The sequence below is a fragment of the Zobellia nedashkovskayae genome, from assembly GCF_015330125.1.
Taxonomy (GTDB): Bacteria; Bacteroidota; Bacteroidia; order Flavobacteriales; family Flavobacteriaceae; genus Zobellia; species Zobellia nedashkovskayae.
Window position 1 is genome coordinate 874,107 of sequence record NZ_JADDXR010000002.1, and the last position, 19,798, is coordinate 893,904.

The 19,798-nt window shown below is 38.6% G+C and carries 11 protein-coding genes; 7 read left to right on the top strand and 4 right to left on the bottom strand.

Annotated features, from left to right (window positions below; translation table 11 throughout):
* The first annotated feature begins 15 nt into the window (after positions 1–15).
* The 6 genes from IWB64_RS03750 (at position 16) to IWB64_RS03775 (ending at position 11,277) form a co-directional block, all read left to right on the top strand.
* Positions 16–1,899, top strand: a complete 1,884-nt coding sequence (locus IWB64_RS03750) for an alpha-1,3-galactosidase-related protein (RefSeq protein ID WP_194532737.1) — start codon at positions 16–18, stop codon at positions 1,897–1,899.
* Between the two features lie 31 nt (positions 1,900–1,930).
* Positions 1,931–4,048 (top strand): sulfatase-like hydrolase/transferase, encoded by a 2,118-nt coding sequence (locus IWB64_RS03755; RefSeq protein ID WP_194532738.1) that lies wholly within the window; start codon positions 1,931–1,933, stop codon positions 4,046–4,048.
* A gap of 15 nt (positions 4,049–4,063) precedes the next feature.
* Positions 4,064–5,404, top strand: a complete 1,341-nt coding sequence (locus tag IWB64_RS03760; RefSeq protein ID WP_194532739.1) for a sulfatase — start codon at positions 4,064–4,066, stop codon at positions 5,402–5,404.
* Positions 5,405–5,447: 43 nt separating this feature from the next.
* Positions 5,448–6,920, top strand: a complete 1,473-nt coding sequence (locus IWB64_RS03765; RefSeq protein WP_194532740.1) for a sulfatase family protein — start codon at positions 5,448–5,450, stop codon at positions 6,918–6,920.
* Between the two features lie 570 nt (positions 6,921–7,490).
* Positions 7,491–9,764 carry a sulfatase-like hydrolase/transferase gene (locus tag IWB64_RS03770; RefSeq protein ID WP_194532741.1) on the top strand — a complete coding sequence of 758 codons (2,274 nt, stop codon included), beginning with the start codon at positions 7,491–7,493 and terminating at the stop codon, positions 9,762–9,764.
* 7 nt (positions 9,765–9,771) lie between these two features.
* Entirely contained in the window at positions 9,772–11,277 is a 1,506-nt protein-coding gene (locus IWB64_RS03775; RefSeq protein WP_194532742.1) for a sulfatase family protein, read from the top strand.
* 15 nt (positions 11,278–11,292) lie between these two features.
* On the opposite strand, the gene IWB64_RS03780 is transcribed toward IWB64_RS03775, so the two are convergent.
* Complete coding sequence (locus tag IWB64_RS03780; protein WP_194532743.1) at positions 11,293–12,444, bottom strand: helix-turn-helix domain-containing protein; 1,152 nt, start codon at positions 12,442–12,444, stop codon at positions 11,293–11,295.
* 205 nt (positions 12,445–12,649) lie between these two features.
* Here IWB64_RS03780 and IWB64_RS03785 point away from each other — a divergent pair, with 205 nt between their 5' ends.
* Positions 12,650–15,487, top strand: coding sequence for a glycoside hydrolase family 2 protein (locus tag IWB64_RS03785; RefSeq protein WP_194532744.1), 2,838 nt, complete (start codon positions 12,650–12,652; stop codon positions 15,485–15,487).
* Between the two features lie 344 nt (positions 15,488–15,831).
* Here the strand turns inward: IWB64_RS03785 and treF are convergent, their stop codons facing one another.
* Genes treF through IWB64_RS03800 form a run of 3 tightly spaced genes read right to left on the bottom strand, consistent with a single transcriptional unit; the run spans position 15,832 to position 19,366 of the window.
* Positions 15,832–17,430, bottom strand: a complete 1,599-nt coding sequence (gene treF / locus IWB64_RS03790) for an alpha,alpha-trehalase TreF (RefSeq protein WP_194532745.1) — start codon at positions 17,428–17,430, stop codon at positions 15,832–15,834.
* A gap of 42 nt (positions 17,431–17,472) precedes the next feature.
* Entirely contained in the window at positions 17,473–18,651 is a 1,179-nt protein-coding gene (locus IWB64_RS03795) for an acyl-CoA dehydrogenase family protein (protein WP_194532746.1), read from the bottom strand.
* Between the two features lie 55 nt (positions 18,652–18,706).
* The gene (locus IWB64_RS03800) at positions 18,707–19,366 is read right to left on the bottom strand and encodes a tRNA1(Val) (adenine(37)-N6)-methyltransferase (protein ID WP_194532747.1); all 660 of its coding nucleotides are present in this window, start codon (positions 19,364–19,366) and stop codon (positions 18,707–18,709) included.
* Between the last annotated feature and the right edge of the window lie 432 nt (positions 19,367–19,798).

Consider the following 19,798-nt stretch of genomic DNA (forward strand, 5'->3'; position numbering starts at 1 on the left):
AACTATTAGAAAATTATGCGAATAACTATAGCCTTCTGGTCCGTTCTTATACTGGCTTTAATATCTTTAAATAGTAACGCCCAACAGAATAGTGGCGAGCAAGTGCTTTTTACTACTTCTATTTCAGATGATGCTACTCCCGCAGTTTTAGCACGCATAATGATTGCCGATAAAGAACCTATTTCCGAAATAAAATTCGAAAAAGGCACCTATCACTTTTATCCGGATAAGGCTTACGAACGTTTTACCCGTATTTCTAACCATGATGATGTTATGGCCAAAACGGCCATGCCTCTTTTAGGTTTTGATAATCTTACTATTGATGGCCAAGGCTCTACGTTTATTTATCACGGCAGAATGATTCCTTTTCTCATTGAGAGCTCCAAAAATATTACCGTACAAAATGTTACCATAGATTGGGCCATGCCTTTTCATAGTGAAGGAACCATTGTAGCCAATGACGAGAAGAACAACTCATTCGATATTCAATTTTCCGATGAATATCCGTACGAAATTAGGAATGAACAGTTAATTTTTATCAAAGAATTTTATGAGCATGATTTAGGGCAATCTATTCTTTACGACCCTGAACGAAAAGCAATTGCTTTTAATACGGAAGCTTATACATCCATAACAACTATTAGAAACTCAAAAGTACAGCATAACGTAGACAAAATAAATTACAAGTATAAAACTGACCCACGCTCTAAAGTAGAAAAAGTTCGTGGGAAAGAAGATAATTTACGGGTAGAAGAATTAAAGCCTGGCACGGTCCGCATTTTCAATCACAGGAAAAAATTACCACCTGTAGGCATGATTTTAGTTTGTAAAGGAGACCAAAGTTTAAATCGGTTGGCTCCAGCATTTCGTGTTACAGGAACGGATGGTTTTAACGCCAACAATATAACGGTACACCATGCTGGTGGCATGGGCTTGATAGCCGAAAATTCTTCCGACCTTATTTTGGATGGTTTTCATGTAAAACCTTCTCATGGAAGAATGGTTTCGACCTCTGCAGATGCAACACATTTTGTAGGCTGTCGTGGCAAAGTAGTACTAAAAAACTGTACGTTCAACAATCAATTGGATGATGCCACCAACGTTCATGGCACATACCAAGAGGTAATCGATATTTTAGGCGATAATAGCATTGGTGTGCGTATGGGTCATGCACAGCAACAAGGTTTTGCCATAGGAAAGGTGAACGACACTATTGGGTTGGTAGACCTTCAGAAATCATTTTTTGGTTACAATCATCTTACTTTAAAAAGTATTACCCCTATCAATGGGAGGTATCAGATTATTACGTTCAATGAAAACCTACCTTCAACTTTAAAAGTTGGTGACCTTATTGAAAACTTAGAAGGCTATCCTGATCTATTGGTTCAAAACTGTACTATAAGTCGGAATAGGGCTCGTGGTTTATTGATATCCAATCCTAAAAAAACCTTGATTGAAAATAATTTCTTCAGTACAGAAATGGAAGCTATCTTAGTACCTGTAGAGAGTAGCCATTGGTTTGAATCAGGCAATGCTGCCAATCTTACTATTAGAAACAACACGTTTCAGGACAGTCAACACAGCGGATTTAATAGAGGTGTAATTCGTTTTGTTACCGATGATGACAACAACAACATCGCCTTTAAAAACATTCAGATAACTGATAACAAATTCAATCAATTTGACAACATGATATTGGAAATCTCAAATGTTGATGGATTGTTATTTGAAGGGAACAAAATTACCAATTCCGGTACCTTCCCAATGTTACATCCCACTAATCCTGCTATTCGTGTAAAGGCCTCAAAAAATATAGTTTTCAAGAAAAATGAATACAAGGGAAAGGCAAAGAACATACTAGAGACTGATGATTCTATGCCCAAACTAAAATTTCGATAACACAATGTTTCAGTAAACAGAAATAAATACTATGTCGCATTTAAAAACTTCATTACATTTTTTAACCATCATCTTATTTAGCACCGTGTTTTGTTCCTTCGCTCAACAAGAACCAAAACCAACTAAAACTGAAGAGGCCACAAAGAAACCTAACATCATCTATATTCTTACAGATGATTTGGGGTATGGAGACATTGGTGCATTTTTTCAAAACCAAAGAAAAGAAACAGATGACCGTAGCGAGCCTTATGCATTAACCCCACATTTGGACAAAATGGCTTCGGAAGGTGCTATGCTTACCAATCATTATACGGCGGCGCCTGTATGTGCACCATCACGCTCATCGGTACTATTAGGTGTTAGCCAAGGGCATGCTAATGTTCGCGATGGTCAGTTTGACAAAGCTTTAGCAGATAATAATACGCTTGGTAACATAATGCAACGCGCAGGTTATACAACGGCCGCAATCGGAAAATGGGGTCTTCAAGGCTCTAGTAAATGGTCAGAAAACGGCGATTCATGGCCGGCACACCCCAACAATAGAGGTTTTGATTACTACTATGGCTATATGCGTCATAGGGATGGTCATGAACATTATCCCGTTGAAGGTGTGTACCGCGGTAAAAAAGAAGTTTACGAGAATAAAAATGAAGTAAGTAAAGGGCTGGACAAATGCTATACAGGCGATTTATGGACAGCCGTTGCTAAAAAATGGATTGTAGAACAGGTGCAGAAAAAAGAAAAGCAAGAACCTTTCTTTATGTACTTAGCTTTTGATACTCCCCATGCTGTTCTAGAACTCGCAACGCAAGCCTACCCCGAAGGAGGAGGTTTAAATGGCGGATTGCAATGGGTTGGAAAACCAGGAAATATGATTAATACAGCTTCAGGTGAAGTGGATTCATACATTCACCCTGATTACGCTAATGTTACTTATGACCATGATAAAGACCCAAGTACTCCAGAGGAGGCATGGCCAGATGTATACCAACGTTATGCAAGTAGCACAAGACGAATTGACAATGAAGTGGGCGATTTACTTCAATTACTGAAAGACCTTAATATAGACGAAAATACATTGGTTATTTTTAATTCGGACAACGGCCCTTCTATGGAGTCTTATCTGGAGGAAGAATATGCAGCCGACTTTTTTAATAGTTTCGGACCTTTTGACGGCATCAAAAGAGATGTTCTTGAAGGTGGTGAACGCACCCCTTTAATTGCGCGCTGGCCTAACAATATCCCAGCTAACCTAGTTATAGAATCACCAAGTATTTCTTACGACTGGCTTCCCACTTTTACTGAAGCTGCAGGTTATCCGGCTCCAGCAAATAGCGATGGGGTTTCTCTTCTACCAAGCCTAACCGGCAAAGGTAAACAACAGGAAAGCCTTATTTACGTAGAGTACAACCAAGGTGGAAAAACTCCTAAATACGAAGAATTTTCACCAAACAACCGTGGTAGACTACGCAAGCAGATGCAAATGATGCGCGAAGGTGATATTGTTGGGTTGCGTTACAATATTCAAGGAGCAGATGACGACTTTGAATTCTACAATGTTGTGGAAGACACACACCAAACCTTAAACTTGGCAACCTTAACAAATATGGAAGCCCTTCAACTACAAATGAAGGAACGTGTTCTTCAAGTACGCATGCCAGATACGAACGCTGCCAGACCATATGACAATGCCGCAGTTTCGGCAGTTTCAGTACATAATCTAAATAGTGGCTTGAAATGGAGCGCCTTTAAAAACACTGCGCCTTGGTTGCCGAAAGTTGATGATTTAGCTCCTATAGAAAGTGGTAAATCCGGAACAGCAACATTGAAAGAAATTGAAAATAAAGGAGATATTTTTCTATTTGAAGGCTTTATTAAAGTCCCTACAGCAGGTAGTTACACCTTTTCCTTAAGCGCTTCTAGCAATACCTTTGTCCGCATTCATGAAGCAAGTGTTATTGATGCTGATTATGGTTATGAAGCTGGCTCTGTAAGAGAAGGCACCATGAAGCTAAAAGCAGGTTATCATCCTATTCGGATTTATTCTAAAAAGAAAACAGGAGTACAAAACACTCTAGATTTAAAGTGGAGCGGCCCATCCATTAAGAAAGGCAACATTCCTGAATCTGTATTTTACTCTAAAAATTAAAAGGACCATAGCAACATGAAAAATATCTTTCTTTTAGCAGCCCTATTTATCGGTATATTTAAAGGCATAGCTCAAGAACAACCTAACATTGTACTGCTATTTGTAGATGATTATGGCTGGGCCGATGTTGGCTTTAGAAATTCTAAATTCCACACACCCAATATTGACCAACTTAAAAAAGACGGCTTCAATTTCAACCGTGCCTATATTGCTACCCCTACTTGCAGTCCAAGTAGAGCATCGCTTTTAACAGGCAAAGAACCGGTACGTTTTCAAATGCCTCGTCATATTATCGATAATAAAGAGAAAGCAGCTAAAAATAATGTAGCCGGAGGAGAATTCAATTTATGGCCTATGGATCCCGTTCAGATGCCATCTAGAAATTGGTTGCCTCTAGGAGAGGTTACCTATGCCGAGCGACTCAAAGAATTTGGCTATTACAATATGTTCATTGGTAAATGGCACTTAGGCAGCGAAAAATACCATCCGGTACATCAAGGTTTTGATGCCCAATACGGCACAGGAGACCATGGCCACCCCGGAAACTACTATGCGCCGTTCTTTAAAACAGGTAATCCGTTACCGGATTCACCAGAAGGCACCTATTTAACCGATGTTTTAACCGATGGAGCTGAGAAGTTCATTGGCGATTATGACAAAGAACAGCCCTTTATGTTATCGCTTTGGTACTATAACGTACACGGGCCACATATTGGTCGAAACGATTGGGTAGAGCGTTATAAAAAGGAAGGTTTATCTGGTAAAGATGCGGAATACGCAGCTATGGTCAGCGCTATGGATGAATCCGTAGGGAAGGTTAGAAAGGCACTAGATGAAAAAGGCATAGCGGAGAACACGGTAGTTATTCTTCTGTCCGACCAAGGAGGTTATTTTAGCAACGCTCCTCTATCCGGAGGAAAAACAGGCGGTAACACTTTAGGTGAAGGTGGAGCTAGAGTTCCGTTTATCATTAGTTATCCTGGGGTTACTATGCCTGGGATTTCATGTGATGTTCCTGTGCAATCTATAGATGTTTTTCCAACTTTGGTTGAGATAGCTTCAGGTAAAAAACCAAAGATAAAAGATATTCAAGGCAAGAGTTTGATGCATCTCCTACAAGGCAAGAAATTAAAAGAACGTAATCTATTTTTCTTCCGCAGTTATGAAGACCAATATACCGCCATTATGAACGGTGATTGGAAGATGGTTAAATACCACAGCGGCAGACATGACCTATTTAATATAAAAAACGATAAGAGCGAATCTAAAAACCTCATCGATATAGAAGTTGACCAAGCAAAGAAAATGAAGAAACAGCTTGTGAAATGGGAAAAAGAAGCTGTTCCTGAGTTTTAGATAAGCTATAAAACGAGACACGTAGAAAATTAAAAACAAACGAATGAAACAAATAATAACGACTGGTCTTTATTTATTATTTACCTGTTTGACTTTTGCCCAAGAACAACCAAATATTATCTGGCTCATGGCCGAAGATATGAGTGTTGACCTTGAGTGCTACGGCATGAAGGGTGTCAAAACTCCCAACCTGAACAAGATGGCAGAAGAAGGCGTTAAATTCGAAAACTGCTTTGTAACCAACCCTATTTGCTCACCTAGCCGTTCTGCTATGTTAACAGGAACACATCAGGTTAAAATAAACGCACATCATCATCGTAGCAATAGAGATGTGCCGTTGGACGAACAATTCAAACCATTTACTTATTGGTTAAGAGAAGCTGGTTACACTACTATTTTAGGCCATCACGGTGTTATGGGACAAGGTCGGAAAATAGATGCCAACTTTAAACACGAACCTATAGGTCCTTGGGATGGAAAGACCCAATTTGGAATTTTTGACAAGTACGATACGTTTGAGAAAGAAGACCAACCATTCTTTGCGCAGATTCAATTAGTAGCTAGTCACAGAGGTGATTGGTGGGACGAGGTTCGCGAAAACTCAAAACACCCTGTAGACCCTGCAGATGTGGAATTGCCTGAATTTATGGCTGATGACCCAGTAATTCGTTTGGATTGGGCTAAATATCTAGACCAGATAGAGTTTTTAGACAATGAAGTAGGTATGATTTTTCAAGAATTGGAAGACAAGGGAATGGCCGATAATACCGTTGTTATTTTCATTGGTGACAATGGCCGTTGCAATATTCGCGGAAAAGGATATTTACAAGATCCGGGATTGCACATTCCGCTACTTGTGTATTATCCTAAAGATTTAAAAGCAGGTCAAGTTAGAAAAGATGTGGTTTCCGCAACGGATATTACGGCAACCGTATTGGATTTTGCCCAAGTAGACGTTCCTGAATACATGACCGGAAAACCTATATTCGATTCTAATTTTAAACGTGAGTTTGTCTACGGAGCACGTGACCTTTGGGACGAGATAGAAGAAAAATCCCGTGCCATTACCTCGGGAGAATGGAAATATATTAGAAATGACAAACCCGAAGTTCCTTTTGACGCAGGACAAGCGTATTTGGAATTTTATCGTCCTGCAGTGCACAGAATGCGCGCCCTAAAGGCCGAAGGCAAACTTAACGAAAGTCAGAAACTGTTCTTCGCACCCAATAAAGACAAAGAAGAATTATATAATCTTAAAAATGACCCACAAGAACTGCACAATTTAGCAGAAAATCCAAAGTACATAGATGTACTTGAGAAGATGCGAGCTACGACCTTAGTCTATGATAAAGAAATGAAACCCGTAAACACCATATACCATCCTGAGCATGCTATTTCTGTAGATGCCCTAAAATGGGTAAAAGAAGAAAGACCAGAAGAATACCGGAGGATGGTAGACGGTGAAGAAATAGGCTTTAAAAAGGCCGTTCAAGGGTATAAGGAAAGCCTTAAATAAGGATTTAAACGTTGTTTGTTAGTTAGTGTAGTAAAAGTCCCCATTGCATATGCTTTTGGGGATTTTTTTAGGCCCAAATATTCGCTACCTCTTTCTAGGTTTACTTTAAAGCAATTAGGTATTGAAAGCTATGATATTTCAGTTAAGGTAACTCTCTCCGTAACCCCTGTTATATTAAAATCACCCTTTACCGCCGTAATCGTATAATCGACACAACTAGAATTGTTTATACTCTATAAGACTACCGAAATGACTCCCAGAGACTCCTTACCCTCAGAAAACACCTTACCAGTAATAGCCTCCGAAGATTGTGCTTGTATGGATGCAAAAGAACAGATGTACATAAGAGTACAAGAATTGTATTGTGGAATACATAATCTACAAATGATATGATCAATTTGCTATAAGTATGCAACAGATGATCAAAGGCCTAAACTATAAAAGGTAAAATTATTACATTGCCTAGTGCCTAACTCTGTAAAGTAATAAACCTGCAACACCGATTATTTTAACACCCGTAAGTTCTCAGAATTAATCATATCGATTTTAAAAAACACAACCGCCCACCTTATGAAACCAATCCACTTTTTATTTTTCTTTTTAGTCTCATTTTATAGTCATTCGCAACAAACCAAAGAAGTTTTGGACGAAAAACGCCCCAACATCATTCTTATTATGGTTGATGACCTGGGATATGAAGGAATTGGTAGTTACGGCGGAACCTCATACAACACACCAAATATTGATAAACTTGCGGCCACGGGCATGCAATTCAACCAAGCATACGCCCAACCCCTCTGTACGCCTACTCGAGTAAAACTTATGACTGGGCAGTACAATTTTAGGAATTGGGAAGCCTTTGGAATTTTGAATCCAAAACAAAAAACTTTTGGCCACATCATGCAAGATGCCGGTTATGCCACGTGCATGGTGGGTAAATGGCAATTGCAAAGTTATGACCCGCCTGGTTATCCTGGAGGTGAGCACAGAAGGGGAATTGGCATGAAAGTAGAAGATGCTGGTTTTGATGAATACAGTATGTTTCACGCCTTCCACACAGAAGATAAAGGCTCCCGTTTCGCCAATCCAACCATTTATCAAAATGGAGAATTCCTAAAGGAAACAGATGGTAAATATGGCCCGGACATTTTCTCTCGATACTTAAACGATTTTGTTGACCGTCAAGCGGGTAAACCGTTTTTCGTGTATTACCCAATGGCATTGACCCATGGTCCTTTCAATCCAACACCGAACAGCGGCGATTGGAAATATGCTATAAAAAGATTGAATGACGAAACTATATACTTCAAGGATATGGTGGAGTATCTAGATAAAATTATTGGAGATATTGTAGATAATCTTGAAAAGAAAGGACTTCGAGAAGACACCCTTTTAATGTTGTATTCCGATAATGGAACACACCAAACCATTTTTTCCAAGATGGGAAATCGAACGGTTCAAGGTGGTAAAGGCCTAACAACCGAAGCTGGTATTAAAGTCCCTTTTATTGCCAACTGGCCAGGTCATATTAAAGAAGGTACTGCATCAAACGAATTCATTGATGCTATAGATTTTATGCCCACTATTCTTGAAGCTACAAATACCCCTACTCCTTCCGGTTTTAAACCAGATGGAGAAAGTTTTCTACCTGTTTTAAAAGAAGAACCTGTACAACGTAGAGACTGGGTATTTATGAGTTACGACCCTAAACCGGGTTGGGACAAAAAACAATTCGCACCGGCAGAATTTGTATTAAACGAAAACTATAAACTTTACGGAGACGGTAGATTCTATAACATCAAAAAAGATGTTCTGGAAAACGATTCGTTGCCATCTAACAAACTATCTTCTAAAGAAAAACAGCTAAAAAAAAAATTTAAAACGGTTTTAGATTCGTTAAGAAAATATCCAACGTATGGCTGGATTGAACGTCTAGCGTCTGAGTTTGATTCGTTGGTATCAAAACATGCCCGTATAGAATTAGTTGCAGAAGGCTTCAATTGGTCAGAAGGTCCGGTATGGCTTCCTAAAGAGCAAAAACTTATTTTCTCCGATGTTCCCGAGAACAAAATTTACCAGTGGCACAATTTAGATGGACTAAGTTTATACATGGCTCCTTCCGGTGATACAGGTATTGAAAAAGTAAGTAACGGCAAAGGTTCCAACGGACTTATTCTTAACCCAGAAGGGGAATTAGTACTGTGCCAAGTAGGCGACCGTAGAATTAGTAAACTCACAAGCTTGACGGATTCTCTTCACCCTAAATTTGAACCGGTAATTACCAATTTTAAGGGTAAAAAATTCAACTCGCCTAACGATATGGATTATGACCAAGATGGAAATCTATATTTTACCGACCCTTCTTTTGGTTTAGGTGATGGCAAAAGTGACATTGGTTTCAACGGAGTCTATTTTTGTGGAAAAAACAAAGAATTAGTTCTTTTGGATGACGCTATAAAAGCTCCTAACGGTATTGCCGTATCCAACGACAATAAGACTTTATATGTTGCTGATTCTTTTAAGGAACAACCTAAAATCTTAGCATACGACATTGTTGGGAATGGAAAGGTATCCAACAAAAGAATATTTTTTGATGCTACTAAATTACGTGAAGCAAGTATTAGCAAACAATCTCCGGACGGAATGAAGATTGATGACAAGGGTAATATTTTCTTAGCGGGGCCTGATGGTGTTTTGGTTATTTCTCCCAAAGGCAAGCATTTAGGAACTATCAGAACCGATAAAAACACGGGCAATTGCGAATTTAGCGATGATGGAAGATATTTATTTATAACCGCAGATGATTACCTTCTAAGAGTAAACCTAAGACCCTATTCTAAATAAGACCACCATGTACAAAAACTACACTTTATCTATTCTTTCACTAGGTCTTTTACTTATCTCATCTTGTGCAGAGAAGAAAAAAGAGGAAGCCAAAGTCACAGAAGAACGCCCCAATATAGTTCTCATAATTGCCGATGATATGGCCTGGGACGATAGCGGTGCTTATGGGCACCCAAACATAAAAACTCCCAATATAGACCAACTGGCCCAGGACGGTATGCGTTTTGACAATGCTTTCTTGACCGCCAGTTCGTGTAGCCCGAGCAGAACCAGTATTATAACTGGCCTTTACCCACACAATACAGATGCGGAGCAACTACACTGGCCTTTACCCGCAAGCAAGGTTACTTTTGTTGAGGAATTAAAAAAGTCTGGATACTGGACGGCTCAGGCAGGAAAATGGCACTTAGGAGACTCCATAAAAACACGTTTTGATTTGGTAAAAGATGTGGGTACACACGGTTTTCAGTTATCGCCAACCGGAGAAAAAACCAAACAAATGGGCGATGGTAGTGGTTGCGAAGAATGGATACCCGTTCTTAAACAAAGACCAAAAAATCAACCTTTCTTCTTATGGTTAGCTGCCGTAGACCCTCACAGACCCTATACCGAAGATACTATAGAGAATCCCCATGCTTTGGAAGATGTAGTACTGCCCCCCTATTTTCCTGATACCAAAGAGGTACGTGAAGATTTTACGCATTATTATAATGAGATTACCCGTCTTGATAATTATGTTGGCGAAGTAGTTGCGGAGTTGGACAGACAAGGAATTTCAGATAATACAATGATTCTATTCATAAGTGATAATGGCAGACCTTTTCCTCGCGACAAGACTACACTTTACGACGGTGGCATAAAAACCCCATGGATTGTGAAATGGCCAAATGAAGTAGAATCTAATTCGGTTAATACCAACTTGGTAAGCTCAATAGACATAGCTCCAACATTCCTAAAACTTGCGAATTTAGAAACATTACCAAGTTTTGAAGGCGAAGATTTCTCTCCATTACTAGAAGACACAAAAGCAAAAACCAGAGATATCATTTATGCGGAAGACCACTGGCATGATTACGAAGACTACACGCGAGCTGTACGTTCCGAAGAATTTAAATACATACGAAACTTTTACACAGATTTACCGAATACGCCTTCTGCAGATGCGTTTATTGGCGGCACCTTTAAATCTATGCAGGCACTAAAAAAGAAAGGTGAACTAAACGAAGCGCAATTGGCTTGCTTTATTACACCAAGACAAGAAGAGGAATTATATGATGTGGTTAACGACCCCTACGAGCTTAAAAACCTTGCACGAGACCCAGCGCATCAAATTACATTAAAGACCTTACGTACTGAAATGAATAGTATTCGTAAAGCCTCTAAGGATAGCTTACCGGATTTTAGAACGCCAGATGAGTTTGATCGTGATACGGGCAAATCTAATTCGTTCAGAAAAAGACCTCGCCCTTCAAAAGTTGAGATGGAGAAGATTATAAGAGCTATGAGTAAATAAAAACCAGTTAACTCGTTAAAAACCGACCACCATTTCAAGTTTTAAATCGGTGTCAACCCTATTCCGACCTTTAACTTTGAATAGTGCCGTAAAGTACTTTTTACCTTTTAGATGTTCCTTTTGAAACTTTTGAAGGCTGTCATTGTTCGTGAAGTATTCAACCGTTGCGCTTACGCCTATATCGTGTTGCGAAAAGAATACAAAATGTTCTGAATTACCAATACTAGGATACTTTGCTACAATAGCATATTCTTGGTCCACCAAAGAAGTACCAAAGGTAAATAGGCTATCCTTCATTGTTGGATGCCCAGATAGTTTTAAGGTTTTTCCCGATAGATTGAAGTATGGGTTAGCGTCATTAAAAAAGCCGATAAATTGATTTTCATTTTTTATCGGCCCAGCGTAAATGGCATTACCTTCCTTAATTTCAGGTAGCGTAGTTTGCGTAGAAAAACGAATTGAAATCGGTTTATCATTTGCTTGAAAAAACTGTTGAAACTGCTGGGTTGCCATTGCCGCCATCCGAGTGGTATAGCTATAATTTGCGGGGTGAAGCACACCTTGCAATTCGGGTTTTACCTCGAGTAAATCATAAAATTCATCAACGTTATTTATCTCAAAATCTCTAGTCCACCCCCTACCTCCGGTCATTGTTTCTCCCATGGTGCCAAAATGGTCTCCTAGAATAAGGTTGGTAGATTTTTCGGAATCCAAAAACGACTCCCATAACAATGGTGTTTTTGATGGTATGTTGCTTACCACAAGCATTATTAGGGCAACCAGGAATAAACAATACGGAAGAATTTGTGACCAAGTTACCTTTCGCATCCAACCTGCTGGAGCTTGTCTTTTTATAAATCGAACTTTATACTGCCCCTTATCTATTTTTAATTGCCAGCTATCTGTACTACCCTCCGTTTCGTAATATGCCGTCAGCTTTTTTCTAAGGTTGTAAACATTAACCCTTACCCTAGGATTGTTCTTCTCTTGGTTCTCATCATTTCTAAAAAATTCTAATTCTATTACAGCCTCCTTTAAATGTTCTCCCCTCTTTGTGGCTTCATAGAGATATTGCAACAATCCTCTGCTTGTTGGCGCATTTTTAAAGGTCTCGCTATCCTTTATCTTATAAACTACATGTTGTTCTATCTTTTCCGTCAGCTGCATGGGGAATACCGTAAAATAGGCAGCTACAAGACAAGTTTAACCGTTATAGCTACCGTTAAAGAGAGGTTAAAGTACAAATAATAAAGTGTGAAACATACATTTGTTACAATCATTTTAATTCGCTTTTTAGAAAGGCAACACTATTACAAAAGTTTCTTTTAAGTATATAAGAAAGGCCAGACAGATTAAATTAAAAATTAAACTCATGAAAACCACCACCATTTTTATACTACTATGGCTATCTTTTATTGGAGTAAATGCCATGCAGTCCAAAACAGAACCAGCGGATATTGAAACGCAAGAATTTTATCTATCAGGTACGGGCAAAGATGATATGGTAGACTGGGATTTCTTTTGTTCCGATGGAATGAACAGTGGCAAATGGACTACCATAGGTGTTCCTTCTTGTTGGGAATTGCAGGGATTTGGAAACTACAACTATGGCAAAGATAATTTTAAGGTGCGTAAGAATGAATACGGGCTTTACAAGCATCAATTTAATGTTCCAGAAAATTGGGATGAAAAGGAAGTGAAAATTGTTTTTGAAGGCGTCATGACCGATGCCGAGGTAAAAATTAACGGCCAACTTGCTGGAGAAATACATCAGGGAGCTTTCTATGAATTCAAGTATGAAATTTCTAAACTCCTGAAATACGGCGAAAAAAACTTGCTAGAAGTCAAAGTGAACAAAGCCTCTTCCAATACCTCTATCAATCATGCTGAACGAGAAGCGGATTTTTGGATTTTCGGCGGAATTTTTAGACCCGTTTATTTACAGGCCTTCCCTAAAGAAAATATTGAGCGAGTTGCCATCAATGCCAAAGCAGATGGAAGCATAGAAGCCAATATTTACACTGCATCTACCAAAGCTAAATCTCTTCGCCTTTCGTTATCTGATATCCATAATAAAAAGATAGAAGATTTAGCCGCTATTGACATCAGTAAAGAAAATGGCAAATGGCATGTTACCTCAAAAGCAAACGACATAAAATCATGGAATCCGGAATCACCTCAACTATACTTCTTAAACATAGAACTTCTGGGCAAAAAAGATGAAGTGCTTCATACAACTTCGCAACGTCTTGGTTTTAGGACGGTTGAAGTTCGTGAGGGAGACGGAATCTACGTAAACGGGCAACGAATAAAATTCAAAGGCGTAAATCGGCATTCCTTCTATCCATCCTCAGGCAGAACTACATCAAAAGAACTAAGCATTGAGCATGTAAAAATGATGAAAGACATGAACATGAATGCCGTGCGTATGTCTCATTACCCACCTGACAAGCATTTTTTAAATGTTGCCGATTCACTAGGGCTTTTTGTTATAGACGAAGTCTGTACCTGGCACTCACCGTATTTAGACACAAAAGTAGGTCGAAAAATAGTTGAAGAAACCGTGGTTCGTGACGTAAACCACCCCTCTATTCTCCTTTGGGCCAATGGAAACGAAACAGGTTGGAATACGGAGTTAGATGGTGATTATGCCAAATGGGACATTCAACAAAGAGAAGTTATTCACCCTTGGAATATTTTTAATAAAACAAATACCATGCACTATCCTAGCTATCATGTCTTTGCGTATGATACTTATGCCAAGGATAAAATATATTTCCCAACCGAGTTTTTACATGGTCTGTACGATGGTGGGCATGGTGCCGGACTAGATGATTATTGGAAACAGATGTGGAATATGCCATTAGCTGCCGGAGGTTTTTTATGGGATTTTGCAGATGAAGCCGTGGTTAGAACAGATAAAAAAGGAATACTAGATACAGACGGCAATCATGCAGCCGATGGAATTGTGGGACCTTATGGAGAAAAAGAGGCTAGTTATTTTAGTATTAAGGAAATTTGGTCTCCGGTTTACATAGAAGACCGCTATATAAAATCAGATTTTAATGGTGTTTTTAGAGTTGAAAACAGATATCATTTTACCAATTTAAATGATATTAAAATGGCTGCCAAATGGGTACAATTTGATGGTCCAAAAGGAACAGATAAAGTTAAATTAGTCTCTGAAAGTACTGTTACATTACCAGACTTAAAACCCGAAACCAGAGGAGCGTTCAAAGTAGATTTACCTGAAAACTGGCAAACTGCAGATGCTTTATTTTTAACGGCAACAGACCACAATGGCTTAGAAATATTTACATGGAGCTACCCTATCAAAGTGCCAAAGGACATAAATAAAAGCAATAGTATTAATACAGAACAAGGAGCGGTTACGACCCAAGTTGATGGGGGACTTATTAAAGTTGCAGCAAACGGAATTGAGTACACCTTTTCAGAAGAAACCAGCTTGTTACAGGGGGTTAAAAAAGAAAATAACAGTGTCCCCTTTACTAATGGACCTATGATTTTTGACCATAAAGACAAAATAGAATCTATACATGTAAACAAGCTTAAAGACAAAGTAGAGATTATTACCGTTTTTGAAAAGACGGATAAATCCCCCGGATGGGCAAGTCATAAAGAGTACAGCTCCGATGTTATAAAATGGACCATAAACTCTAACGGCTTGTTAGACCTACACGTTGAAATTAAAGGTAAAAAGATAGTAACAGGATTAAAAGGTATTACGTTCTCGTTTCCAGAATCTGAAGTTAGTGGTATGAAGTGGTTAGGAGACGGACCTTACCGTGTATGGCGAAATAGAATGAAAGGTACCAAATTTCAAGTTTGGAAAAATGATTATAACAATACCGTTACTGGAGAATCAGGTTTCGTATACCCAGAATTTAAGGGGTATTTCTCTAATCTGTACTGGGTAAAGATTAAAGGTAAAAACAACAACGGTTTTACGGTGTATTGTAGTTCCGAAAATACCTTTTTACGGATGCTTACCCCTCAGCAACCAAAAGAAGACCCAAACCATAGGGTTTCTGTAGACTTCCCTGAAGGTGATATTTCCTTTGTTAAAAATATACCTGCAATAGGAACTAAGTTTCAAACGGGAGATAAAATGGGGCCTCAGGGTAATTCAGAAAACTACTTTGGTAACGATGATGAACCTATAAGTATAGATTTAACTTTTGAATTTTAAAATATAGATAATTAGAAACGAAATACTGTAAACTAAAAAGAGTCTCGCCGGTTTCGACAAGACTCTTTTACGAGAACACTATATGAAAATGAAAAATTTTATTTCTGTTTGATTAACACTGTAAACTTACGGCGGCAGTGTTCATTTTGAAAAAAAATGATGTGAACTAGCCGATTTCTGTTGTGAAAACGCATTTAATTGATTTTTAAGCTCAGAAATTGAAGTGTAACACTTAAGGAAAGGTGGTTGGCCGTTATGAAGGAAGTGGTACTTTTATATATTAAAAGCAATAATAATTTACGCTTATTCAGCAAATAAGCATGAAAAGTAAGTATCTATATTATTTATTTCTTGCCGGTTTTCGCTTTTAATGCCAGATACACTCCGTTACTCCATCCAAAACCATCTTGCACCGGATATTCTCCTCCACCAGCATCTAAGCTCATATCCTCCACATTATACTTTTCAACGAATTTTCCTGTATTGGCATATACTTTTTCATTGAGTTTCACCCAACGTTGAGCAATGGTATTTGCGAGTTTGTCATGACCATAATTTTCCAAGCCAACAATGGTCATCCATTGCAATGGCGCCCAACCGTTAGGCGCATCCCATTGCTCACCTGTATTTTTTAAAGTAGTAACTACACCACCTGGTTTCAGAAAATTATTTTTTATGTATTCTGCAATGCTATCTGCCTGCTCCTGAGATGCCATATTGAAAAACAAGGGAAAGGTCATGGCCAATGAAGGCTCGCCAGTTTGTTTTTCCTTGACCCAATTAAAATCTTCATAAATACCTTCGGATGCATTCCAACAAAAATCATTTAGAAATTTCTTTCTGTTCGCCATACTTTCCTCAAGTGTCTTTTTAAATTCTTCATCTTCGGGATAGCACTTTAACAATACGGATTCTAAGCCGTAAAGAAGTGCATTAAGATCAACAGGGATGATATCTGTAGTAATAATGGTTTCAATTGATTTACCATCAGCAAACCACCTTGAAGAATAGTCCCAACCGGATTCCGCTCCAGAACGCAGGTCACTATACATTTTTTCGCCTCCATTTACTTTTTGAACCTGATTATAATCTTCGCGATAGGATTCTTGACGCGGTAAAGTACCACGGTCAAAATAGCGATTCATTATACCTGAAGTTGTATTCACGCAATGATAAATAGGAGTATCGGTGGCATCCTTACCGTCCATCCAAAAATCATACTCCTTTCTTAAAGCACTTTTATATTTGGTATAGACAGAATCACCCTTACTCGTGGCTAACAAAGCAACCATCTGCGCAAAGAAAGGAGGTTGTGACCTTGTGATATAATAGGTTCTATTACCGTTGGGGATATGACCTACAGTTTCTATTAAATGCGCAAAATTTTCAAGCATGTCATCAATAAGGTCGAATTCTCCACTTTCGGCTAAGCCTAACATCGTAAAATAACTGTCCCAATAATAAACTTCTCGGAAACGACCACCTGGAACTATATATGGATCAGGCAAGGGAATAAGTGTACTACCCTCATTTTTGGCATCTGAGACTCTCGTTAGAACCGGCCATAACGAGACAACATGTTCCGCTGCAGATTTGCTCTTGTCCGTCTTAAAGTCTGAACTTATAGTCTCCGGTAATTCAAAATTCTTGAGTACGAATGCCTTCAAATCAAAATTTGCAGAATCGCTTTCCTGCTCATATGCTATTTTAATTTCGGAGTAAGGTCTTTTGGCAATGCAATCAACGAATGTCTTGCTGTCCGGAAAAACCTGTTCTAATTGTACGTCTACGAATAGCTGACCAAGTAAAACATCAAGAGTTTGAAGTGTTTCCCCTTTTTCTAAGGTCTTGTGGGTTGTGTTTGTTATCTCAACGGCCTTTTTATCCGGTTCGGTCTTACAGGAAATAAAGGTGAATAAGAAAAATAACAAATAGTATCGCATAGCAATTTGGAATTTTGGTTACGATTTAAAAGTAAGCTTTTACTATTTAAACGCAGAATGTCCCGTGATATCCATTCCAGTAATTAACAAGTGAATATCGTGCGTACCTTCATAGGTAATTACACTCTCTAAGTTCATCATGTGCCGCATGATGCTATACTCCCCTGTTATTCCCATTCCACCTAAAACTTGTCTTGCTTCCCTTGCTATATTAATAGCCATATCCACATTATTACGCTTGGCCATAGAAATCTGAGCGGTTGTAGCTCTGCCCTCATTCTTTAATTGACCCAAACGAAAAGCTAATAGCTGTGCCTTTGTAATTTCAGTAATCATCTCGGCCAATTTTTTCTGCTGAAGTTGGGTGGCGGCAATAGGTTTGCCAAATTGTATACGTTCTTTAGCATATTTAAGAGCCGTATCATAACAATCCATAGCTGCGCCAATGGCTCCCCATGCTATACCATAACGAGCAGAATCCAAACAGCCTAATGGTGCTCCTAATCCAGATTTATTGGGTAATATATTTTCTTTGGGGACTTTTACGTTATCAAATATCAATTCTCCGGTAGCCGATGCTCGCAAAGACCATTTATTATGGGTCTCGGGAGTAGTAAAACCTTCCATACCACGTTCTACAATAAGCCCATGAATACGGCCTTCTTCGTTTTTAGCCCATACCACGGCAATGTCCGCAAAGGGTGAGTTAGATATCCATAGCTTGGCACCATTTAAAAGATAATGGTCTCCCATATCCTTGAATTTAGTTTCCATTCCACTAGGGTTTGAACCATGGTTGGGTTCCGTAAGTCCAAAACAGCCCATCATTTCACCCGAAGCCAATTTTGGTAAATATTTTTTTCGTTGTTCTTCGGACCCGTAAGTATAGATAGGGTACATTACCAATGATGACTGTACCGAAGCTGTAGAACGCACACCACTATCACCACGCTCTATTTCTTGCATGATAAGTCCGTAGCTTATTTGATCTAATCCGGCACCGCCATACTCCTCGGGAATATAGGGTCCAAATGCCCCTATTGCGGCCAATCCACCTAGAATTTGCTTCGGAAATTCTGCTTTTTGGGCATATTCTTCAATTATGGGTGAGACATCTCTTTTTACCCACTGGCGTGCCGCATCGCGTACTAATTTATGCTCTTCAGAAAGAAGGTCATCAAGATTGTAATAGTCTGGCGCTTCGAACAAATCAGGTCTCATAGGGTGAATTTTAATCAAATATAATGATGAAACGTAACATTATGCATACTAATTGTTACATTTTTAAATAAAAATCTTTAGTCAATGAAATATAGTCTTCGGTGTACTCGTGCCTGATTATTTCAATAATTAGCTCATTGATTTCAAGCTCCAGTTTTTCAAAACCAAACTGAATCAAACTACGTTTAATTTCAGAAGTGGCATTCCCTTTAACCCTAGTAATGCGTCTTGGATATAATTTGAAAGTTTTGGCTAATTGCAAAAACCCTATTTCTTCTTTAAAAGGAATTATCGTTGCAAACGAACCTTTTGGAGCCATTAGTTTTGATACACCTTCTAACAATTCATCAAACGGTAAGGATTGATTTTGTCTCGCTTTATCTCGCGAAGCATCTCCACTGGAAACTTCTTCGGAATAGAAAGGCGGATTAGACACTATTAAATCATAAGGCTCTTCCCACTCATCAACAAACTCATCCAGGCCTGCATGATAGCAAAAAAGCCTATCGGCCCAATCAGAACTATCAAAATTGGAAACACATTGCTCATAAGCATCTTCATCTATTTCCAACGCATCTATAGTTTCGGCGGTACTACGTTGGGCCATCATTAACGCTATCAGCCCTGTACCTGCACCAATATCTAATATGGTCTCCAGGTTATTATCTATAGATGCCCAAGACCCCAATAAGACGCCATCTGTACCTACTTTCATGGCACAACGGTCTTGTTCTATCTCGAATTGTTTGAATTTAAAAGAGTTTACCAAATCTCACTTTATTAAATTATTTAAAATTTACTTTTTCATATTAAAACTAAAAAAAGAGCTTGGCAGTGCTACCTAGACCAATTCAATTTCTCCATCGTCCGCTTTAAAGTAAAATAGAATTGATAAAGTTAAGGTATGGAAAACATTTAATGAGATATGCTGGTTTGATAATAGTACTCATCTGTGAAATTTTCAATTAACAATATACTTCCTCATCCCACTACATTATTCATCGTACAAAAACCATTTTGGAATTATTTTCATACTGTAACGACTGAAAAATCTCATTATACAACCCACTTTCATTGTTTATATGGGTATTGATTTTCATTAAATAAAAAAAATTTTTAGTGCTTTTTTTCTATCTCTAAAATGATA

Bases quoted from the DNA above. Each gene is read 5' to 3' on its own strand.
- IWB64_RS03780 (WP_194532743.1), bottom strand. From the start codon at position 12,444: ATGCAGCTGACGGAAAAGATAGAACAACATGTAGTTTATAAGATAAAG.
- IWB64_RS03760 (WP_194532739.1), top strand. From the start codon at position 4,064: ATGAAAAATATCTTTCTTTTAGCAGCCCTATTTATCGGTATATTTAAA.
- IWB64_RS03755 (WP_194532738.1), top strand. From the start codon at position 1,931: ATGTCGCATTTAAAAACTTCATTACATTTTTTAACCATCATCTTATTT.
- IWB64_RS03765 (WP_194532740.1), top strand. From the start codon at position 5,448: ATGAAACAAATAATAACGACTGGTCTTTATTTATTATTTACCTGTTTG.
- IWB64_RS03750 (WP_194532737.1), top strand. From the start codon at position 16: ATGCGAATAACTATAGCCTTCTGGTCCGTTCTTATACTGGCTTTAATA.
- IWB64_RS03795 (WP_194532746.1), bottom strand. From the start codon at position 18,651: ATGAGACCTGATTTGTTCGAAGCGCCAGACTATTACAATCTTGATGAC.
- IWB64_RS03800 (WP_194532747.1), bottom strand. From the start codon at position 19,366: ATGAAAGTAGGTACAGATGGCGTCTTATTGGGGTCTTGGGCATCTATA.
- IWB64_RS03775 (WP_194532742.1), top strand. From the start codon at position 9,772: ATGTACAAAAACTACACTTTATCTATTCTTTCACTAGGTCTTTTACTT.
- IWB64_RS03785 (WP_194532744.1), top strand. From the start codon at position 12,650: ATGAAAACCACCACCATTTTTATACTACTATGGCTATCTTTTATTGGA.
- IWB64_RS03770 (WP_194532741.1), top strand. From the start codon at position 7,491: ATGAAACCAATCCACTTTTTATTTTTCTTTTTAGTCTCATTTTATAGT.
- treF (WP_194532745.1), bottom strand. From the start codon at position 17,430: ATGCGATACTATTTGTTATTTTTCTTATTCACCTTTATTTCCTGTAAG.